Annotated in this window: 14 protein-coding genes; 8 read left to right on the top strand and 6 right to left on the bottom strand. The window is 37.2% G+C overall.

The features are described 5' to 3' along the window. Positions 1 to 20 precede the first annotated feature (20 nt). Positions 21 to 6,872, bottom strand: a complete 6,852-nt coding sequence (locus tag ACNARN_RS16235; RefSeq protein WP_416304694.1) for a neuraminidase-like domain-containing protein — start codon at positions 6,870 to 6,872, stop codon at positions 21 to 23. A 424-nt stretch (positions 6,873 to 7,296) separates the two neighbouring features. Between ACNARN_RS16235 and ACNARN_RS16230 the strand changes: the two genes are divergently transcribed. Continuing rightward, complete coding sequence (locus tag ACNARN_RS16230) at positions 7,297 to 8,169, top strand: LysR family transcriptional regulator (RefSeq protein WP_198626462.1); 873 nt, start codon at positions 7,297 to 7,299, stop codon at positions 8,167 to 8,169. Positions 8,170 to 8,173: 4 nt separating this feature from the next. On the opposite strand, the gene ACNARN_RS16225 is transcribed toward ACNARN_RS16230, so the two are convergent. Beyond that, positions 8,174 to 8,635: a regulatory protein RecX gene (locus ACNARN_RS16225; protein WP_198620555.1), complete on the bottom strand. Its 462-nt coding sequence runs from the start codon at positions 8,633 to 8,635 to the stop codon at positions 8,174 to 8,176. A 355-nt stretch (positions 8,636 to 8,990) separates the two neighbouring features. Here ACNARN_RS16225 and ACNARN_RS16220 point away from each other — a divergent pair, with 355 nt between their 5' ends. The 7 genes from ACNARN_RS16220 to ACNARN_RS16190 all read left to right on the top strand — a co-directional run bounded on the left by ACNARN_RS16220 (position 8,991) and on the right by ACNARN_RS16190 (position 17,321). After that, positions 8,991 to 9,977 carry a hypothetical protein gene (locus ACNARN_RS16220; RefSeq protein ID WP_198620556.1) on the top strand — a complete coding sequence of 329 codons (987 nt, stop codon included), beginning with the start codon at positions 8,991 to 8,993 and terminating at the stop codon, positions 9,975 to 9,977. Further along, positions 9,977 to 11,119 carry a BamA/TamA family outer membrane protein gene (locus tag ACNARN_RS16215; RefSeq protein ID WP_198620557.1) on the top strand — a complete coding sequence of 381 codons (1,143 nt, stop codon included), beginning with the start codon at positions 9,977 to 9,979 and terminating at the stop codon, positions 11,117 to 11,119. Before ACNARN_RS16220 ends, ACNARN_RS16215 begins: the two co-directional genes overlap by 1 nt. Beyond that, complete coding sequence (locus ACNARN_RS16210; RefSeq protein WP_109373272.1) at positions 11,119 to 12,273, top strand: DUF4056 domain-containing protein; 1,155 nt, start codon at positions 11,119 to 11,121, stop codon at positions 12,271 to 12,273. Before ACNARN_RS16215 ends, ACNARN_RS16210 begins: the two co-directional genes overlap by 1 nt. A gap of 275 nt (positions 12,274 to 12,548) precedes the next feature. Then, entirely contained in the window at positions 12,549 to 13,343 is a 795-nt protein-coding gene (locus tag ACNARN_RS16205) for a protein bax (protein WP_160230737.1), read from the top strand. 163 nt (positions 13,344 to 13,506) lie between these two features. After that, entirely contained in the window at positions 13,507 to 14,925 is a 1,419-nt protein-coding gene (locus tag ACNARN_RS16200; protein WP_368888167.1) for an MBOAT family protein, read from the top strand. After that, positions 14,912 to 16,114: a DUF459 domain-containing protein gene (locus ACNARN_RS16195; protein WP_198620559.1), complete on the top strand. Its 1,203-nt coding sequence runs from the start codon at positions 14,912 to 14,914 to the stop codon at positions 16,112 to 16,114. Before ACNARN_RS16200 ends, ACNARN_RS16195 begins: the two co-directional genes overlap by 14 nt. Continuing rightward, complete coding sequence (locus ACNARN_RS16190) at positions 16,089 to 17,321, top strand: SGNH/GDSL hydrolase family protein (RefSeq protein WP_416304693.1); 1,233 nt, start codon at positions 16,089 to 16,091, stop codon at positions 17,319 to 17,321. Before ACNARN_RS16195 ends, ACNARN_RS16190 begins: the two co-directional genes overlap by 26 nt. A gap of 67 nt (positions 17,322 to 17,388) precedes the next feature. Here the strand turns inward: ACNARN_RS16190 and ACNARN_RS16185 are convergent, their stop codons facing one another. The 4 genes from ACNARN_RS16185 to gntR form a co-directional block, all read right to left on the bottom strand. Then, positions 17,389 to 18,327, bottom strand: a complete 939-nt coding sequence (locus ACNARN_RS16185) for a methyl-accepting chemotaxis protein (RefSeq protein ID WP_416304692.1) — start codon at positions 18,325 to 18,327, stop codon at positions 17,389 to 17,391. 150 nt (positions 18,328 to 18,477) lie between these two features. Then, on the bottom strand, positions 18,478 to 19,815 hold the full coding sequence (gntU, locus tag ACNARN_RS16180; protein ID WP_198620562.1) for a gluconate transporter: 1,338 nt from the start codon (positions 19,813 to 19,815) through the stop codon (positions 18,478 to 18,480). Continuing rightward, a complete protein-coding gene (gene gntK, locus ACNARN_RS16175) occupies positions 19,812 to 20,366 on the bottom strand; it encodes a gluconokinase (RefSeq protein ID WP_198626466.1) in 555 nt (184 codons plus the stop codon). The genes gntU and gntK overlap by 4 nt, the downstream gene beginning before the upstream one ends. 323 nt (positions 20,367 to 20,689) lie before the next feature. Further along, the gene (gene gntR / locus ACNARN_RS16170) at positions 20,690 to 21,685 is read right to left on the bottom strand and encodes a gluconate operon transcriptional repressor GntR (protein ID WP_198620564.1); all 996 of its coding nucleotides are present in this window, start codon (positions 21,683 to 21,685) and stop codon (positions 20,690 to 20,692) included. Between the last annotated feature and the right edge of the window lie 59 nt (positions 21,686 to 21,744).

Below are 21,744 nucleotides of genomic sequence, written 5' to 3'. Positions count from 1 at the left end.
ATTAATTAAGATTTGGATAATTAACGAATGGTGTAATTAATGTGGAGAATGATATCGCTCAGTGTCAGTAACATCTCTTTTTGCTTATCTGTCGCATCAGGGAAGCTTAAAGTCAGTGTACTGGTGTCATTCACTGGTAAACCTTCAAATGGCAGATAACGATCATCATTGAAATTCAGTTGGAACTGACCACTGTCATTCATGCCATGAGAAATCGCAATCGCATTACAACCACGAGGTTTCACTGCACTACCGCCATAACTCAACACCGCTCTGATATTCTGATAAGCGCCAGTTAACGCAGGTAATGTCACACTAATCTGTTTAACACGACGTAATTGACCTAAATCAGCAGGGTAATCTTTGTCGATAGCTAAACCAGAGAGTTTTACAGAGGCTTGTAATTGGCCATTTTTCAACGTAACACCGTTTTCTGCCGTACCTAACTGTGTTTTTGATTTATTAATCACATCAGCGACTTGTTCAAAACCAAACTGATTGCTACTTAAGCCTTGATATACATCATTCAACGACACAATTTTGGTAATTTCCAACGCACGTTTATCTTTTTCAAGGTAACTGTTTTCCATTTGAGTCAGGTTATGCATTAGGCTTTCACCTGCCATCAAACCGGAATAGTTACCTTGCCATGCACTAGGGCGAATAAAGGTTTGTGTTTCACCTAAATCATATTGATAAGCTAATTCTGCCATACGACAACGAGAAACAGTTAAGTCGTAGAACGGTTTATAAATCGCCATCAATTTACCGCGTAACCAATTATACAGGGCTTTATTGGTAAATTTATTTTGCAAGAAAGTTAAGTGTTCTTGTGTCTGTTGCTGTTGTAACTTCAAACTATCTAGTTGCAGATTTGCCGCTTCTTTACGTATTTTCAGGGCGTCAATTTGCGCATCGATTTGTTTTAACTCCACTTTTGCGTTATCACGAGATAACGCCCACTCATCACGGCGACGGCGATAAGACTCTGACTGACTTAATCTATCTGCCGCAATACGGGTTGCAGAGCCAGACAATTGTAGACCAATCGATGTAGCATTAAAGATAGCGCCTAGACGCGAGCCACCGACCGCTAAACCGTAAATATTCGGCACTAAATCGGCAGCTGCACCAGCGATATTCAGCCCTTGGCTGGCAGTATTGAGTACCGAAGAGGCAAGATAGAGATCCATCGCTTGTTGTTCTGAGGTACTGATATTTTCATCATACAATTTGCTATAGTGCTCAACGCGTTTTTGTGCACCCTCTCGTAACGCTTTTAATGCTTTCTCGTTATAGGTAAATTCCTCAATACTCTTTGTTTGATACTTCATATTTTGCAGAATAATTTCACTACCTTGCGTAGTGAGTAATTCTGACAATGCTTGGGCATCTTGGCGTTCGGTAATGCTAGACAACGAGCTACCAAACTGCATTAACTGATTTACTACGGATTTTGCACTGTTTAACATCACAGGAAAGCGCTGTGTCGGCATCACCGCATTTGGCAATGCACTGCCACCTTGTGATTGATTAACGGCTGCATTTTGCAACGCCTTAGGATCCGCTGGTGTTGCATAAATAGGCAGTGATAGCGGTTGTCCATCAATCGATAAATTGTGACGTAAATTAAATAAACGCACTTTTAACGTGTCATGGTACTGTGCTAACTTCTCATTAATTTGTGGCAAAAACAGCGACGTTAATGAATTAGCGGTACGCGGTGATGCGGTTTCTTCGCTTTCTTCATTGATAGCACGTGTTGGTTGTTTTGTTTTTGATGCCGCTTCGGTTAATTTAGGTGCTAACCAAACGTTGTCACCTAGTAGTTCTGTTTCATCACCCAGTAATTTCAGCGCCTGCATATACCACATTTTGGCTTCATTTAAGGTATCGCGCTCTAAAACACGGTAAGCACTGTCACCACGCTCCATAAGAATATCGAGGCACTTCATAAAGGTGGCTAACTTATAATGTATTGGGTCAGTTTGTGCCACGGCATCTGGGTCGGTTGAATCCAGTTGTTCTTTATCCCACTCCGTATCGGTTAAGAGCGGTTGTGAATTCCAAACGATATCAGTATGTTGACCGCCGTCAATATAACCATTAGGACTAAACACATAACGCAACCAACGACCCGCTTCATCATAGTTTTGACCTTCTAGCATCACATTGGCGACCATCATTGGGGTGTAATAGAACAGCTCCCAAAAATAGAGTGCATTAGCACCATTAAAGTCCATGGTTTTATCAGTATTACCTTCTAATGCGGGTTCCGGTAAACGCTGAGTATCCAAAGTTAAAATGCTATCAATACCGTTATTGGCGAGTTTAACCAATTGGCGCGCAAATAAAGTATTTAAACGCACTAACATGGTTTTATCTGCCAGTTTCATAGAGAGATATTGGGCACCTTTAGTATTACGATTTAAGCTAATTACATTTTCAGTTTCATTATAGATGATTTTTTTTATCGTAAATTCAAATATTTTTTCTGATAAAACTTGATCTTTTTTATTAATAACAGAGATATTTGCATTTAATGTAATAACACCACTAGCACCAAAATCACTAATTGGAATATCAAGCTTTAGAATATCATCTTTACTAGTATGAGAATTTACATCTTCATAAAATCCATTATAATCATCACTCCAATCGCTTATTGAATAATTACTCACTCTTGAATTTGCTGATAATGAAATTTTAATATCTTTTATATGATCAGCATAATTATTGTAAAGTTGATTGAGCTTATTACACGGAACATCCTCTGCTGGAATACCAGCATCTAACGTATTAAATATTTCTTCACCACCACTAAAAAAAGCATTATACATTATTTTAGAATTTATTAAATCACTTACTTTATAATCAGTTAAAGAATAATAACCATAATTATCCTTTAATTTAAAATAAAATGAATCATAATAAACAAAATAAGCGTTAGCCATATAGTCAGATGTAGGATTGGAGTTATTAATTCCATGAGTAATATCAGTTACCCATTCTTCATTTTCTTTATCAAAAATAAAAAATAAAACATTATTAGTCTTAATACTAAAACAATAATAAGCTTCGTAATTTGTTATTGCTACACCTCCCTGATAATATCTCTGTAAATAAAAAGGAAAAGAGCAGTAAAAAATATCTTCTAGTTCACTATTATCATTTAAATCTTGTAATATAGAACTAATAATTTCGTTTATTTTATAAGAAGCTGATAGAGTCTCTTTTATTCCACATTGTATAGATGCAGATAGGTGACTTGTTATTTTATCCCCCTCCGTATAAGTTATACTCGCATTATTTAATATAGATCCATATAATGACGCATCAGTACTATCACTTACATTTTTAATATTCACTGCATCTTTTGATATATTATAATTTGTTTTATCTCTTCTTGTATATTTATTATTGACAACTCTTTGAATACCATCATTAAATTTATCAAACTCACTTTTTACACTACTATATATTATTTTTATATTTTCACCTGGACTTCCTGAATCATAAATTGACGAAATATTCATTTCATTATTAATAGAGTAAAGATGATAATCACTATTATCACTATCATATGATGATTTCATTTTATATAAAAAAACAAATAGCTCATCTAACTCTTCATTATAAGTTAAATGAAAACTTCCTTTATTATCCTTAATCATTTCATCCTGTAATTCAAAACTAACCGGCGCACTCCAAGAACCGTCATAACGAATATGAGATAGCTTTAAACTATATTTAATTTCTTTTTCAATAGATTGTGATGCTTTATCTTTAGCAACTTCTGTTCTTTCAATCCAAGCAATATATAAACGGCTATTAAAAATAACTGGACGAATTAAATCATTATACGGATTTAAACCATTTTCAATTTTAGTCCACTCAGTCCAAGCATTAGCGGCTAATTTATCACCTTTAATTTTGCTATGATTAGCACTGCGCCAGTAATAACTCATTTGGTCAGCAGGGTTACGTCCAATAAAATAGGTTATACCATCATTTAATGTCACACTATCATGGTATCCACTTAATACTTCTAAATTAGCGATTTGCTCAAATGAAGTTAAATAGGTTTTAAAGGCATCTTCTACCGTATCGCGGTTCACACTATTTTGGCTAATGGATTGTAATAGGGTATCCATCATTTTGGTTTGCCCAATACGCATGGTTGGGTCAACATAGTTTTCAGGATAATAAACTAATTTAGAGACACCTGCCCATGTGCTATAACGTTTATTAAACTCATTCCATTGCACAAAGAAAGTACGGCCTTTCACATTCTTATCAACATCCTTTTCATCACCCGATAAGCAGTTATTAATATAAAACTGAATATTGGCAATTGCCTGTGCAATCGGCGTTGTCATAATCTCAGAAGAAACTTGATTATCAATTAATAAGTGGTGATAAACATCATCACGACCCGTTAACGATAGGTTGTTACTTTGATTGGCATAATAGTGAGTTAATACTGTTGCTTTTTTCTCATCCATTAATTGAACAAGTTGTGCTGTTTTTTCACGACTTAAACCTGCCTGAATAATTTGGCTAAGTTTATCCCAACTATCATATGTAGCAGCAACATTATTATTTTCGGTGTATTTTAACTCAATGAATAATTCAAAATCTTTCGGTGAAATACCCAGCATCTTAGATAATTCAAGATATTGAATAAGAACAGTAATATTTTGAAAATCATTTAATGCATTGGTTGGCGTTAATGCCAAAGCTTGAGTAAGCGTTGTTTCATCGATATTTAAAATAGATGCCAGTTTTTTCGCGGTTAGTGATTTATTTTCAAGGCCATTTAAGAAATCATTCGCTCTATCGCCACATTGTGAAATAAAATGATGGAATTGAGTGACATATTTTATTTTATCAATTGTTAAAATATAATCTTCTTTAGAATAAAGATAATTCAATTTAGTACTAATAAATTCCAACTCATACTTATTCAATCCCACTTTATTGGAAACCAAGGTAATTTTTTTAAGCCTGTTAAAGAATTGTGCAATATCTACTTTGTCTTGTTGAGTTAGAGTATCTTTAATAATTATTGGCAATACATCTTTTAGATATTTATTACCCACTTCTAGGTCAACCCATTGTAATATCGAATTTGCTTTTTCAATAGAATCAACACCCATCTCAGAGGCAATAAATGATGCAACAGCTGAGAATTGTGCTTCATAATCTGTCAGTGTATTTTTTAATATGACTTTTAAAGTATTAATTAACACTTCAAGTTCAGAACTAAATTCAGACTCATATTGTTGCGTACAAATTAAAAATAGTTCACTAATTGTCCATTTTTCTTTTTTGGCAAATTGCACTACATCATTAATAGTGTGAATTAAATGACCCATATCATCAGAAGTTTCATGTTTCACAATCTGTTTATTAAAAGGTGATGGCAAAATATTAATAAGCAATATTAATTCATTAACGGATAAGCCATAAATTTGAGCCAATAAATGGGTACGATAAAGTAAAGAAAGATTCGCTAATGAACACGCAAAGTTAGCATTATCCGATGCTAATTGCCATAACATCACCAGTTCAATATTATTGACATTAAAAGCACGCTTTAAGGTATTTAAACGAGTAATATCGGTAGAAGATGTTGCATTAACTAAATCAAGAGAATGATTGTCATCAATAAAAAAAGTATCATTAAGTAGTGGATGATTAAATAATTGATCAAATTGAGATGGTGTATTATCAAAAGATATTTTTGAAATTAATCCTCCATTAAGCACAATCGCTTGTTCCACGGTAATAGGGTAATTTTTCATTATTACTTGCAAGTGGAAAAAACTACTTAACGTTTCTTTATCAATATTAAACAGAGTATTTTTAGATTTAATGGCGGTAAGCACAGATAGTAGTGGCATTCCTGTGGCTTTATATAATCGAATAATTTTATTTAAATTTAATAGCTCTTTATTTGACAGTGTTTCTCTTTTATTAAATGCTTTGATAACAGATTGAGCATCTTTAATATCAATATCATAATATTCAGCGATAAAGTGAGAGTTATTCAATAATTTTTCGTTAATATTACCAAAGTTTTTCTCAAAAAGTGCATTCGTATCTTTATCAATATTTTCAGTTAAAATATTATAAAGCTCAGGGGAAATATCGGCTTGAATAGAGGCTAGTATTGCTGAGTCGAAGGTTTTAGTGATATCAGTGGCTGACATTAATCCTTCAAGGTTTTTATCTTGCAGTAAAATAGCTTGGCGAATGGTTTCATAAGGTTGGTGATAAGGTGTACCACCGGTTAAACGGTTGGTGGCTAATTCACGAAATAGATCTTTGCTACTACCTAATTTACTCTGTAATACTGTGGTTAAAATTTGATTTGATAAAGAAAGGGTAGAAACTTCTTTATCCATATTGTCTTGAGATAACACTAATTGCGCTAAATCAGGACGACGTTTATCCAAGTGATAAATTGAATTTTCTGCATGTAAGGCTTTTGCTTCACGATAAAGCTCGGTCAAATAACCAGCGGGTGAAAACATTGATGCAACAGATTTAGAATCGACATAATGGTTGTCTCTATTTGGGATCCAATCACCTAATGCACGGCTTTGTGCTGATTGTTGTTGAATACCTAACGCCACGGCATTTTGCACTTGTGGGTTATTACGTGCTAAATGATGAGCTTCATTAAGCTTATTAATTTTTGTTGCTTCTTGTGCGTGTGTATATAATATTTTTGCCTCATGCCAACTTAATTTCTCTTCGCTTAATGCACGAATTTCATGAAGTGACAATGGTGCTAATTCTTTTAATGTAATCACTTCTGAAGTAGAAGAGTTCATTTTCGTTAAAAGTGTATTAATGTTTTTCATTAAATATTTTCCTAATATAAGTTAATTTAAAATTAAGAGAATGGAATCATCGTTTCATCTCGAAAATTAAAATATCAAGAAAATAAAAATTGAAAATTGAATTTTTTATAATCTGTTATTGAGTTTTTTTATTCTTTGTCGGCTAAATGCGATTCTAAATAAGAAAAAAAAACAAGAAAAGAGATGTAAATAACAAACAAAATATGACAACATAATACAATCAATCATTTGATTTTATTTTTATAAAAAACATTCTGATTTATTATCAATTTTAGTCGGTAATGTTATTTTTTAAATTATTCGTTGTGCTTTTTTTATTTTTAGTCGCGCTAAAATGATTATTGATAAATATCAATATAAAAATTTCATTCAAGAGGATTATTCATTTTAAATATATATACAAATAAATATGGAGAACGTCTGCATGTTTTTCTCACGAAAAATAAATCAGTTCTTTGCCGTTGCGACTTGTCAAAGCCTAGTAAAAGCAGCGGAACAAATCAATGTTACCCCATCTGCACTGCGCCACGGTATTAATGAACTTGAAAGCCAAATAGGTAAGTCACTGATTAAACGCTCCAAAAACGGAATGGATCTAACCCCTGCGGGGAAAACACTCTATGAACGTTTATATCCCTATTATGAAAAAATTAGAAAAATTGAAAATCAGATAATGAATTCCAATGATGATAAAACCTCGCTCTCCATTAAATTAGATGGTCTTTATTACCCTGATCTAAAAACAAAACTGTTGGAGATCCGCCAAAAAAACAGTCAATATAGCCTATCTTTAGAAGATGGTTATATTGATGATATTAAAGAGGAACTTTTTGATAAAGAGTTTGATCTTGTGATTTCTTCTCTTGAGTTTGACTATCCACAAAAAAATATCAATGCAATTAATTTATGCACACAAAAAGTCGGATTATTGGTGAGCAAAAAACTCTTTGAACAATATCCCAATACCAAAACATTTTTTGCCAAAGAAACCTTAATACAAAGAAGCAGTACTTTGCAAAACCCCATATTTTCAACGATTTTAGACAAGCTAAAAAATCAAGGTTATCAATACCATACTTTAGGTTTAACAGAAATGGCGGATGTTTTGCACTGCGTTGATGAAGGGGCAGGTTACTGCTTTATGCCTGAAAATATTCATTATATTTCAACCATTACAAACGATGAAGTACAGTTTATTCGTTCTCCTTTTCCTTTTGATATTTTCTTACATCAAAAAGTCTATTTTAAAAAAGAGAATAATAAGAAATTAGATGATATCGCAATGACACTACGTTAATGATTTAAAACAGGGCATTAATCGTGTCAGAGGTAAACCCTCGGTATTGTAGATAACGAATGTGTTTCGCTTTCTCTTTAAAATCTTTGGGTTTACTACCACCAAATTTTTTTTCATGAACCTCTTGGCAAAGGGTGTACCAGTCAGTTTCATCTTCTTCGAAGAGACGTTCAATAATTTCACCGGGGAAACCTTTTACGCGTAATTCTTGACGAATACGCAAAGGACCATAAGATTTATTTAAATAACTGCGAAAGAAAGCATAAACAGTACGATTATCATCAAGATAATGATTTTCTAATAAATGTTCCATCACTTGAGGTAAGCAGGTTTCATCAGTGACAGTTTGTGCTTCTCGATCGCTTTCTCTTATTCTTCGCGCTAGGCGACGTTGTAGCTCTACTGTGCCGTAATCACGGCGAGAGAGCATAAAAATAGCGTACTGATAAAGCTCTTGATAGGTCATAACGTTCCTTTATAAAAATAATCCATACTAGATGATTATTATCATAACTGTTTATCACACGAATATCTTATTTCGATGTTTATTTAGTCAATAAAAAGAAAAATAACAAAATAAGAATAATTAAAAGAAACGTTATCATTCTTCTTTATAAATTCTACTTTTATTAAGATTAACTTAGAAAATATCGCGCTTTTCCCTTAATAAACCTTTAATAATCCTATAATAATACAGAATATAAGCATCTCTTACTGTATATCGCACTTATAGCTGGTGACCATTAAAAAGAAAAAGATTAAAATTTCCGGCTACTCTTTTACTTACTACTTTCTTTTTAAACATTTTCTGTGGGTTATGTATGAACTTTTCCAATTTAAATAAGGTGGTGTTAACTGCCTCTCTTCTTGCTACTGGCTTTTCTTATGCTGATAGCGATCGCCCCCTGCTCTCTTTAAGTGTGAGCCAATCCGGCGGTACTGCCTTAAATAGCGAAGGTTCGTTAGATACTCGCACCCCAGCAAGCCAATCTCGCGTTTTACCTATTTGGGGCGATGAAGCCCGCGCCCGTGGTTATGATTTACCAGAGCCTTTTGGTGCCAGCTACAGCTATATGAATCTACGCCAAGATATCATCGTAGATAAAATTGGTTTTATCATGCCTAAAAATCCAGAAACAGCAGACGCGTTAAAAATAGATGCAGGTCATACGCGTGAAAAAAGTGAAACCCATATGCTAAAACTCGATAGCTGGGTATTCCCTTTTATGAACGTTTATGGCTTATATGGTCGAACTAAAGGTACATCAAAAACAATCCTGAATGGAGGTAGTTTTGCTGGTTTTCCTTTACCGTTTATAGAAGGTATGCCTTTTGATCTTGATTTTAAAGGTGATACTTATGGTGGTGGTTTTACTTTGGCGGGAGGATATAACCAATATTTCGCTACTTTCGATTTAAACTACACCAAAACTAACCTTGATATCTTAGATGGTGATATTAAAGCATTAGTGATTTCACCTCGCGTGGGTTATGAATTTGTCTTTTCACCGTTCATTGCTGGACAAGGAAATACCAAATTACAAGTGTGGACAGGTGCAATGTACCAAGATATTACCCAACGTTTTAAAGGGGATATTAATAAGTTAAACCTTCCACCAGCATTTGCAGGCTTAATCCAAGCATTAGATGATCCTGGCATGAAATTCGATGTTGAACAGCATCTTGCCCATAAATGGAGCCAAACTTTAGGTGCCCGTTTAGAATTAACGCGTAATTTTAACGTGATAACCGAATTTGGCTTTAATAATCGTAATAGCTTCTTTGTTTCTGGTGAGTTCCGTTTTTAATGGTTAAATACCCTTTTATTTTGGGGCTGGCATTTGCCAGCCTCTTTATTTCACACACAGCACAAGCACAACTCTTCCCAGATAGACAACAAATAGACCAATGGTTAGTTGGCTTAGGAGGAGAAAATAGTTTCGACCGCAGTAAAACCATTGATTGGGGAGTTTTGCCTGGACCTTTCTATACACCAGAATTAGAGTTTGGTGTAGGTATTGCGCTTGTTGGTCTTTATCAAGCAGATAGTCGCCCTGATAGCAAAATCTCGTCACTCTCTTTAAGTGGCTTTGGTTCATCAACGGGTGCTTTTGGGATGACCTTTAGCAACTACACTTATCTCGCGGATGATACTTGGCGCTTTTATCTCACTGGCTCGTTAAACAATGTGCCAACCAATTATTGGGGAGAGGGTTATCATGAAGGTCGTGTAAAAGATCATTTTGGTGAATACCGCTCTCAAGAATTGCACTTAACACCGACTTTATTGCGTCAAATCGCCCAAAACACCTATATCGGATTAGGATGGGACTATTCAAATTTACAAGCCGCAGCCCCAGACGCTCCCTTCAAAGCGTATATGGATAAACACAATTTACCTTTGCGCTCCACAAGCTCTGGGTTAAGTCTCCGCTTTACTTACGACAGCCGTGATTTTTTACCTAATGCGAGTCAAGGGCAAGCATTTGATATTAGTTATACTCACTATTCTCCTGATACAGGCAGTAATAACCGCTTTAATGCGACACAGATGCAATATAACTACTATTATCCTTTAAGTGACAGTGCGGTTTTAGCTTTTGATAATTATGCCCGCTTCACATCAGGCGATGTACCTTGGAGCCAACTTTCTAAGTTAAGTAATGGGCACCAGATGCGCGGTTATTACGAAGGGCGATATCAAGATAATCACGTCTTTTCTACGCAATTAGAATACCGCCAAAAACTCAATTGGCGCCATGGCATCGCACTTTGGATTGGTGGTGGTACGTTAAGCGATCAAGCCCGTGATTTAGGTCAAGGTCATTGGCTACCTAGTGTTGGTGTGGGTTATCGATTTGAATTTAAGCCACGCATGAATGTGCGTCTCGATTTTGGTATAGGTAAAGAAAGTACAGGATTCTATTTTCAAGTAGGTGAAGCATTTTGATGTTCAAGCGTTTTCTTTTTATTAACACCATTGCCTTCTTCTTATTTATTGCAGGTTGCACTCAAGTCACACCTGTTAATCCCATTCATGCCAATCTTGAAAGTGTCACTCATGAAGAAGCGTCACAAGCTTGGCAAACACCACCTCCTCTTACCGCGCCTAATGGATTAAGACCTTGCTGTGCTTTTGGCTATGACTTAAAAGTCAAAGCGCTCGAAATTCCTATCCCGTTTTATCGTATTGATAATGTTGTTGAAGCCTCTGCATTGGGCAATCATCGCTATAACGACAGTTTTTGGCTCGGCACCGCGGCAGTATTAGGGATTGGCAGCGAAAAATCGGGTTTAATTTACTCTCATAAGGGTGGGTTTCTTGATATTGCCCATATTCGTGACACCGCAGATTATACTTATTATCTCTTTAGTCATATCTATCCAAAATTAGGGCAAGAGTGGACGTTAACGCTAAGTAATGAGTTGGCACAACGTAAAATACACTTTAACGCCTTTACACCGCCTAAAAATGAAGCACAGCGTTATACCTTAAGTGCCTATCTTGCTGCTCGATTAGGTTATCGCCTTGCAATATGGCATGAGATTGCACAGTGGTATGGTTTACGTTCGGTGCCCGGATTTCCAGAAGGAATATCCGCATTTTCACCCGAAGATCTCTACTCTAACTTGATTGGCGCTCGCCTTTCTCTCACCTTGATCCTTAATGGTCACGCCACCAGCCTTGAGCAATATAATCAATCGATGCAAGGTATTATTCCTTCTGCGCTTTATCAATTAGAGGCTCAACCTCGTCAATTAACTCAGCAATGGTTTGATGTAATTGATGGGCAATGGTGGGATAGTCAGCAACGTGTACCTGATAAATTTTTAGTTTTAATGCGTGATTATCACATTTCTGATAAACGCTATCCGGTCTTACCTTTTGAGGAAATGGCGTCGCCTCATTACCTCACATTACCTAGTGCTTATTCCGGTTACATTCTAGAACAATTAGCAGAATTTCAGCTTTGGCCAACAAATCAAATGGAAGATTTACCTCGCCCAAAAACCTATTGGCGTGAAGCGGATTTTACTGATTTAACAGAAAAAGCACGCGAAATTGATAATAAAACTAGACCAAAAACAACAAAAATTGACTAAATAACAAACAAAATTGACACATTAAAAACCCTTAATTTTGCTAAATTTTGGTTAAGTCACACCTTTTTATATAAGATAAATTAAAGTTTTCGCAAAAAAAGCACTTTTTGTTAAAGGAAAAAATCGATTATAAAACGAGGCTTTCCAGTAAACCTTATACATTTATTTAACAAACCACTCGTAGTTATCCTAATGTGAGGCGATATTTTGTAGCTATGAAAAAAGTAATTTGTTAGTATTCGTTCGATTTTTATCCAGTTAAACGAGGAGAAGCAATGCCCTCTCAATTGATGAGGACAAGTGCCGTCTTCGCTTTCTTGATTTCACTACTCTTTACTGGTGTAAGCTTTGCTTCAACCAGTACCGGCAGTTCCCAAATGCTGCAGGCGTATTCTTTCAAAAGCACGTCAACACCGTTGCCAGATTTGAAAAAATACCCATCGGGAACGCAGCGTAAGAAAGCGTTTTTAAATGTCATAGTTCCTATTATTGACAATGTTAATAATAAGATTTTGAGAGATCGTGAGTGGTTACTCGCTCAACGTAAAGCCCAGCACTGGGGCAGCGCAGAGTTAAAAAAACTGCGTGAGATCTGTCAATACTATGGCGTTACATGTACCAGCCCCAAAAAAGTAAATTGGGATTCGTTATTGACTCGCGTTGACATTATTCCGACACACTTTGTCGCAACGCAAGCCGCTACAGAATCAGGTTGGGGCACATCGAAGTTGGCACAGCAAAACAATAACTTATTCGGTATGCGATGTGGGAGTCAGTCTTGCAATAATGTACCAGGGAAAACCAAAGGCTATGCAGCCTACCCTGATATTGAAGGCTCTGTGATTGCTTATATGCGTAATCTCAATACGCACCGCGCCTACAATTCATTGCGCTCCTCAAGAGCACAGCAAAGAATGACGCAACAGCAACTCGACTCTCGCCAGTTAATCACTGACTTGAAAGGTTACTCAGAAATGGGCTCAAGTTATAACGATTATCTGACCGAAATGTTCGACTCAAATAAAAAACTGATCACCCAAGTTCAGTTGCAGTCGAAACAAGAAAGTTAGGCCTTAGCAGGCTTTCATAGTGTAAAAAGCCACTTTTCTTTCTAGAGAAAAGTGGCTTTTATTTATCACAAGACAATCTTTTGATTGAAAGCCGGCTTAGAATTCATAATATATGTGGTAATACGTTTGGTATGACTTTTAAATCACACCCTTAGAGCCATTTATGAATTTTTTTTCATTCGAGTTTCTCGGAGCCTTTGTTAGCTTTTTTATTCTATACTGGCTCTTTCAAAAGCAGATTAAGATCCAAAATATTCTACTGATTACAGTCAGTTACGCTTTTCTCTTTTATGCGGATTATCGTCCTGCGATTATCTTATTAAGCTATACACTCTTTATTTATTTACTGGCAAATATATTAACTAAGTACACTTCTTCTAAAGTCATCTATTGGCTATTGGGATTATTGGTTGCTGTTTATTTTACTGCCTTTAAATACTACTCGTTTTTCCAAGAATCACTGACACAGGCATTCCAGCAATGGGGACTCAGTATTGAGCTTCCTCTTATTGAATTACTGGCACCATTAGGACTCTCTTTCTATATTTTTCACTCGGTCAGTTATGTGGTTTCCGTTTGTCGAAAAGAGATCCCCAAAGCGCCTTTTTTAGATGTCGTTCTTTATTTATGCTTTTTCCCAAGCATTGTGGCCGGGCCAATTAATCGCGCCAAAGAATTTCTCCCTCAAATTCAGGCACCAACACGAAAAATCATTGATTATAAAGGGGCGATCATGCTGATTGTTTTAGCTATCGCAAAACTCTTTTGGTTAAGTGGTTGGTTCTCAACAAACTATGTTGATCCTGTTTTTAATGCACCCGATTTAGCGCAAAGTGGGCAAGTCTTAACGGCTATCTATGCCTACGCATGGCATATCTATTTCAACTTCTCGGGTTATACCAATCTAGTGACAGGTATTGCCTTATTACTCGGCTTTGTCGTGCCTCGTAACTTTAATGCGCCGTATTTAGCGATCAACCTCGCTGATTTCTGGCGTCGTTGGCATATCAGTCTATCTACCTTTATTCGCGATTACGTCTATATTCCTTTAGGGGGCAATCGTAAAGGCGTTATCAGACAGAACTTTAATGCCTTTGCAGCAATGGTCATTTCAGGATTGTGGCATGGCGCAGCAATGACCTTTATTATTTGGGGCGCAATTCATGGAATTGGCGTGGTGTTATTAAATATTAAACACCGCCTGTTTCCTGTGAGGAAAAATGCGCCACCCACTGCGCTATCTTCGTTAAATATGTTGTTGTCATGGATTATCACGTTCCACTTTGTTTGTTTTGCTTGGATCTTTTTCCGCAGCCAAACAATCGGAGATGCTCTTGTTCTGATACAACAACTCTTTAGTGCAGGTGCTTGGGCTTCATTACAAGCTGAAGGCTTAACGCTCTTTATGTTCTGGGGACTTTTCTTACTTTACCCTTGCTTTGTCACCTTAAGGGATATTGTGGCTCGTCTTGAGAAAAGAGTGCCGTGGTATGTTTATCCTCTACCACTTGCGTTGATCCTCACGATTATTTTTATGTTGTCTCCAGATGGGGTGCCAGGATTTATTTATGCCAGCTTTTGATTTCTGCTCAAACTTAAAAAAGACAGCAAAAGTCGCTTTAATGGTGCTATTTAGTACCCTCTTGCTGATTTGGCTAAACCAAACATCACTAGAGCGCTTTTGGCAACAGCAATATCATCGTCCTGCGCCTTGGTCTGGGCTTTCTCACTATTATGCTTGGCAAGTGGGAGGACAACTGCGTGATGGCGTATTTGTTGCGGTAGAAAGCTATGGAGATTATCTACAGGTTAATCATCCTGATAATCAGGCAAAGCCAATAGAACAAATCTCAACATCGGAGCAACTTCCAGAAGGCTTTGCGGTGGGATTGCATTTCTTTAATGGTTATACACGACCTGCATCTCAATTGACGCAACGCTTCCCGCAATTACTGCAACGTAAGCAAGCAATGGGAGGATTACCTTACCATTCGGTCACGGATGTGTCTGATGCGGCCTTAGAAGCCTTAAAACCTATCGTACAAAAAACAGAAATTATTTTATCACCTAAAGATAAAGTCTTATTTGCAGGCGACTCAATGATGCAGGGTGTTGCTCCTTTACTTAAACGCCAACTTCAAACGGACTACAACATCAGTAGTATTGATTTAAGTAAGCAAAGTACAGGGCTGGCTTATCCTCGCTTTTTCAATTGGCCTCAAACGATTGCAACGCGATTAGCCAGTGACGACTCCATTAAATTATTAGTGGTCTTTTTAGGCCCTAACGATCCTTGGGATATGCCTCCAGATGGTGGAGGACGCTACCTAAAATTTGCAAGCGAAGCATGGGAATCAGCCTACCGAGCGCGAATTGCAAGCATTATAGAAAATGCCAGACAGAATAATGTCACGGTTATTTGGGTTGGACCACCCAATATGCGCAAGCAGAAGTTGTCCGAAGGGATGGCATATCTTGATAAACTTTACCGTGAAGAAGCAGAGAAAATGGGCGAAATTTACCTTTCCGTCAATGATATGTTTAAATATGAGAAAGATATTTATTCTGATTATATGGGTGATGGTAGTAGTCGTGTTAAGTTAAGAGCCGGTGATGGCATTCATTTTAGCTTAAAAGGTCAGCAAATTATTGCTCAACACGTATTCTCACGTATTCATCTTCAAGAAGAAACGAAAGAAGATAATGCAGTTGATGATGTAAAAGATAAAAACACGGTCATTGTAAATGAAACAACTAACGCACATCCTTAAGCGTAAAACCTTAGTCAGTAGTTCAATCATACTGGCCTTGGTTTCACTCTTAGTCGCTTGTAACCAAGACACTGAAAAAACGGTGAAGTTGCCGACACCCACAGTATTACCTGCTGATGGTTCAAGACAACTTTACAACTATCACGATCCTCACTTTGCGGGCTTTGTTAAGAAATTACAACAAGGCCGCCAAACGGTGCATATCGTTCAGTTAGGTGATTCCCATACTGCGGCTGACTTTTTCAGTGGTAAGTTGCGTGAGCGTTTTCAAGCAGACTATGGCAATGGCGGTATTGGTTTTATTCCCCCGACTAATATCGCGGGTCAACGTATTGCAAACGTACAATATCAGAGTGATAAAAAAGCGTGGACACTGCTTTCGAGCAGAAAAGATAGCGATCCTGATTTTCCATTAGGTGGCTTTATTAGTGAGCCTCAAGCGAAATGGGCAAAATTACAGTTATCTGAAAACCCAGTCACTCAGCAACGTTATCAATTGCAAGCGCTCTATAAAGCCCCAACAACAGCACAAATGAATGTACAATCGTCAACAAATAAAGTGCTTTCATTATCGCAAACGCAAGGTAAATGGCAGTTTTCAAACCCAACAGCCATGACATTCCCTGTTAGTATTACCGTCAGCAAAAATCAACCAGTTAAATTAGGCGGTTGGTTGATCACTAATCAACAGCCTGGCGTAATGTTATCCTCATTAGGCATTAATGGTGCCACTATCAATATGATGGATAAATGGGGAACACAATGGACTGAAACACTTGGTCAATTAAACCCTGATATGGTGATTTTAGCGTATGGCACAAATGAAGCGTTTAATGACACTTTCGATTTGAACACCTATCGCCAACAGCTTACGGATAAAATTCGCCAAATTCGCCAGCAAGCTCCTAATAGCGCCATTTTATTAATTGGGCCTTCTGACTCAATCAAAAATAAAGAAGCACTTGATTGTCGCTCACAACAGCCTCAATGGCTAAGCGATATTATCAGAATTCAAAAAGAAGTGGCTCAACAAGAGAAGACGCTCTTTTGGGATTGGCGTGATTATATGGGTGGCGAATGTTCGATAAAAGCATGGGCGCTGTATGATTTGGCAAGACCTGATGGTGTTCATCTTTCTCGTGAAGGTTATGAAAGCAGTGCCAATACACTTTATAGCCAATTGAATACCTTAATAAACAAAGGCTGACCCACTCTGTTTAACAAATAAAAAGGAGCTTTCGCTCCTTTTTATTTTTCTCATTTTATTCATCAGGTTAGTAATTATCTGAATTTAATAAAACATCGACATATTTAATAACATCAACGCTGGCTTGTTCCATTTTCTCTATATAGTGTGCAACCGCTTCTTGATTATCTTCTATATTGGCCTTTAATGCTAAACGACCACATTCATGCACTAATTTATGGGGTTCTTCTAAGCGACGAAAGGCGTCAGTTTTTGCAAATTTTTTACCATCACCTTGATAATACCATTTCCCTAAACGGCACTCTGTATGCTGATTAACACAGTGTTCATCATCATTATTTAATAAGTGAATATAAATTGCCTCTTTCCATAAAACATGGTCGAGTTTGACCGTATTAAAAAATTGCTGCATCGAAAGAAAGGTAAAAATATGTTTAAGCTCATTGGCTTGTTCTGACAATGACGTTAAATTTTGATGCCCTTCTTCAACCAGTGTTTTAACTTGTTGAACTTGCTGTTGGTTTTTTTCTGTGGTTTCTTTAACGGAAATAAAGCGAGCACCTAAATTATTATTAATGCTGGCAATAGAAGAAGCTTGTTTTTGGATCTCTAATGACAACTTTTTCATCTCTTGAGCTAAGACTGCAAATCCCGCCCTTTCACGCCCAATATGTCCAGCCTCAATTGCTGAGTTAATGGATAAAATATTCGCCTGACTGGAAAGCCTATCAATATTGCTGGCGCTATCTTTAATTTTTTTCAACCAACTTGAGAAATCTTCTATCTCTTCTCGGCTATGTGTAAAATGCGTATCCACTTCATTTAGAAATTGAGTCAATGACTGCGAATTATCCAACATCTTGCTAAAGAGATGTTCCATTTCATCAAGTAAATTGAGCTTATCTTGTAATTTATTACTTGATGCTAAAATCGAATCTCGAATTAGCGTGATGGTGTGGATATTACAATCCGTGTGTTTAATAAAAAGCGAATTATAGTCAACCATAAAATAACAGCCCTAGTTTGCCCACTTAATAAATAAACCTATAGATTAATGAGAAACGGGATATTTTCTGTCACATTTCATAGTCATTTATAGCAATGAAAAAAAGCGCGTCAAAAGACGCGCTAATTACAAGAAAATAAAGATTCAATTTTATAAAAAAGCGAAGAAAATCATACCTACGACAGCACCTGTTGTGCCGAGAATAGTTTCCATCAATGACCATGTTTTTAATGTTTGCGCTTCTGTTGCTCCAGTAAATTTACCGAATAACCAGAAACCCGAATCATTAACGTGGCTAAGAATAATAGAGCCACCCGCAATACAGATTGATAATGCCGCCATTTGAGCGCCACTGTAGCCCAGCTCATTGATAACCGGTAAAACTAAGCCAACAGCGGTTAAACATGCAACGGTCGCAGAACCTTGGATCACACGCACAGCACCTGCAAGAATAAAGCACGCAATTGCAATTGGCATACCCGCGCCAATTAACGCATTACCTAATGCAGGACCAACGCCAGAATCAACTAACACTTGTTTAAAGACACCACCCGCACCAGTGACCAATAAAATGATCCCAGCAGGTTGAATTGCTGCGGAGCAAATCTCCATCACTTTTTCTTTGCTCATACCACGGCGAATAGCTAAGCCGTAAATAGCCACTAAACAAGCAACAAGAATAGCGATAAAAGGATGACCTACAAACTCAAGAATATTGTATAGCTCAGTCTCTTTCTCAACGAAACGAGCACCAATGGTTTTAAAGCCCACTAAAACTAGCGGTAATAACACAAGTGCAAGACTAAAACCAAAAGAAGGCATTTTGTTTTGACCTAAACTCGGTTCTGACAAATCTTTTGGTAATTCTAATGTGACGTAACGGCTAATAAAGTTACCGAAAATAGGACCTGCTAATAACATCCCAGGAATAGCTGCACATAAACCAATTAAAATCATCCAACCAAAATCAGCATTCATTTGGTCAGCTAACAGCATTGGTGTTGGCCCTGGCAATAAGAAGGCGGCTGCACCTGCGACACCCGCAAAGAGAGGGATGGCCATTTTCACCACATTGCCACCAGTACGACGAGCAACAGCAAATACAACACCAATTAACAAGACAACGGCAACATCAAAAAACAGAGGTAAAGCACAGATTAAACCTGCAATACCTAATGCGTAGTTAGCCCGTTTCTCACCAAAGTATTTTAATAATCGCACTGCAATTTGGTCTAATGCCCCTGTTTCATGTAGCACCTTACCAAACATTGCCCCTAGCGCGACGACGATTGAGAGGAAACCTAACGTCCCCCCCATCCCGTTTTGCATGGTTTGTGTGATCTTCTCTAAAGGCATACCAGAGAAAATACCGGCACCAATAGCGACAATCATTAACGCTATAAAAGCGTGTAAACGCGCGTACATCACAAAAAAGAGCAATAATAAAACCGAGCCAACTGCGGTTAGCACCAGTGTTAATGTACTCATACCGTTTCCCCTTCAAAAGTCTTTTGAGTGACTGAATTTATTGTCTTAATTGCACTTTCAATCACGTCATCAAGTGGCACTGAAATATCAATTTCATATACATCATTTTCAGCTTTTGTTGGCTCTTCTAGGGTTTCAAATTGAGTCACTAACATTTGAGGTTTAAAGAAGTGCCCTTTACGTGCTTTTAAGCGGCTTTCAATTAGCTCATAGTCACCTTTTAAATATAAAAAGTGTAGACATTGATTGCCCTCTCTTAACATATCGCGATACTGTTTTTTCAATGCAGAACAAACAATTAACGAAACTTCATTGGTTCTTTGCATCGCAAATGCTGCATCATTTAATGCTTGTAACCAAGGCTTACGATCTTCATCATTTAAAGCGTGCCCTGATGCCATTTTAGTAATATTTGAGCGAGGGTGCAGGAAATCACCGTCTAAAAATGCCGCACCTGTACGTTGTGCCACACCACTTGCGACCGCAGATTTACCGCTGCCTGATACCCCCATTAAGATAAAAACATGGTGTAGGGATTGGGTATCGTTCATAGAATGCTCCTTTAAGGCAGATATTAAGTCTTTTTTGTAATGTTACCCGTAACTGTTACGGGTAACATATCCGAAGTGGTAAGGTGAATACAACAACGAAGATCAACTAAGGAGCGAAAATGTGAAGCGACTCTCAAATGAAAGTAAGATGATCTACAAACTGACAACAAAACATCTGATCAGCTTCCTTTTATTCGCCGCAAAATAGGGGAGTAATAACGTTGAAAGAGAGAAGGTATCTCAATAAAAAACCCTACTGTTAATCATATAACAATAGGGTTAGTAAAATTATTAATTCATTTCAATATCAATAAGTTAAATATTTAAATACTTTCACCAGTAATAATGCGGAAACCAACATCAATCACTTGGCCTCGCGCAATTTTACCTTTCATTCGTTTAAGCAATAAATCAGCTGCTTGTTGCCCCATTTCATCACGAGGGGTAAAGATACTCGCCAGACGAGGCGTCATCACTTGTCCAACATCATGTCCGTGGAAACCCGATATTGCAATATCCTCTGGCACGGAAATACCTAAACGTTGACACTCAAAAACAGCACCAATCGCAATATCGTCATTGGTGCAATAAAGTCCGTCTAAATCAGGATATTGCTTACGTGCAGCATGTAATAATTCAGCCCCTAATGAATAAGATGAGCTTTTTGGCGTCATCACATTACCAACAGGTAAACCCGCATTTTGCATTGCTTTTTCATAACCGTTTAAACGCATTAAGGTTCGTTCATCCTGTCTTGCGCCAAGGTAGATAACACGTTTGCATCCACGTTTGATCATCTCATTGACCATCTGTTGTGAGGCTTCAACGTTATCTAATCCTACCGCCGAATCAAAACAAGGCGAAACGCTATCCATGATCTCTACCACAGGAATACCCGCGGTTTCTAACATTTTCATTGTTTTTGGTGTGTGCGTTCTTTCAGCAAGAATAAGCCCATCGATATTATAAGAGAGTAATGAAAGCAGGCGCTCTTCTTCTTTTTCAGCACGATATCCATAGTGCGCTAACATAGTTTGATAACCGTATTTATCGGTCACTGATTCAATGCCACGAATAACTTCGGCAAAAACTTGGTTAGTTAAAGAAGGTAGTAATACCCCAATCGCATGACTGGTCGAATTAGATAAAATATCAGGAGCGCGATTAGGAATATAATTAAGGCTCTCTAATTCACGCGCAATTTTTTCTCGTAAAGCTTCAGAGACTTGTTCGGGGTTACGCAAAAAACGACTCACGGTCATTTTGGTAACACCAACTCGCGAAGCTACATCCTGTAATGAGGGGCGTTTTTTCTTCATTTTATATCGCAACTATCCAAAAACACTCGTATTAATACGCGCTTTAATTTTCCAAGAAT

The organism is Proteus sp. TSJ240517 (assembly GCF_047921575.1).
Taxonomy (GTDB): domain Bacteria; phylum Pseudomonadota; class Gammaproteobacteria; order Enterobacterales; family Enterobacteriaceae; genus Proteus.
Note: the sequence above shows the minus strand (reverse complement) of the source record. Positions and strands in the feature narration are given on the sequence as shown.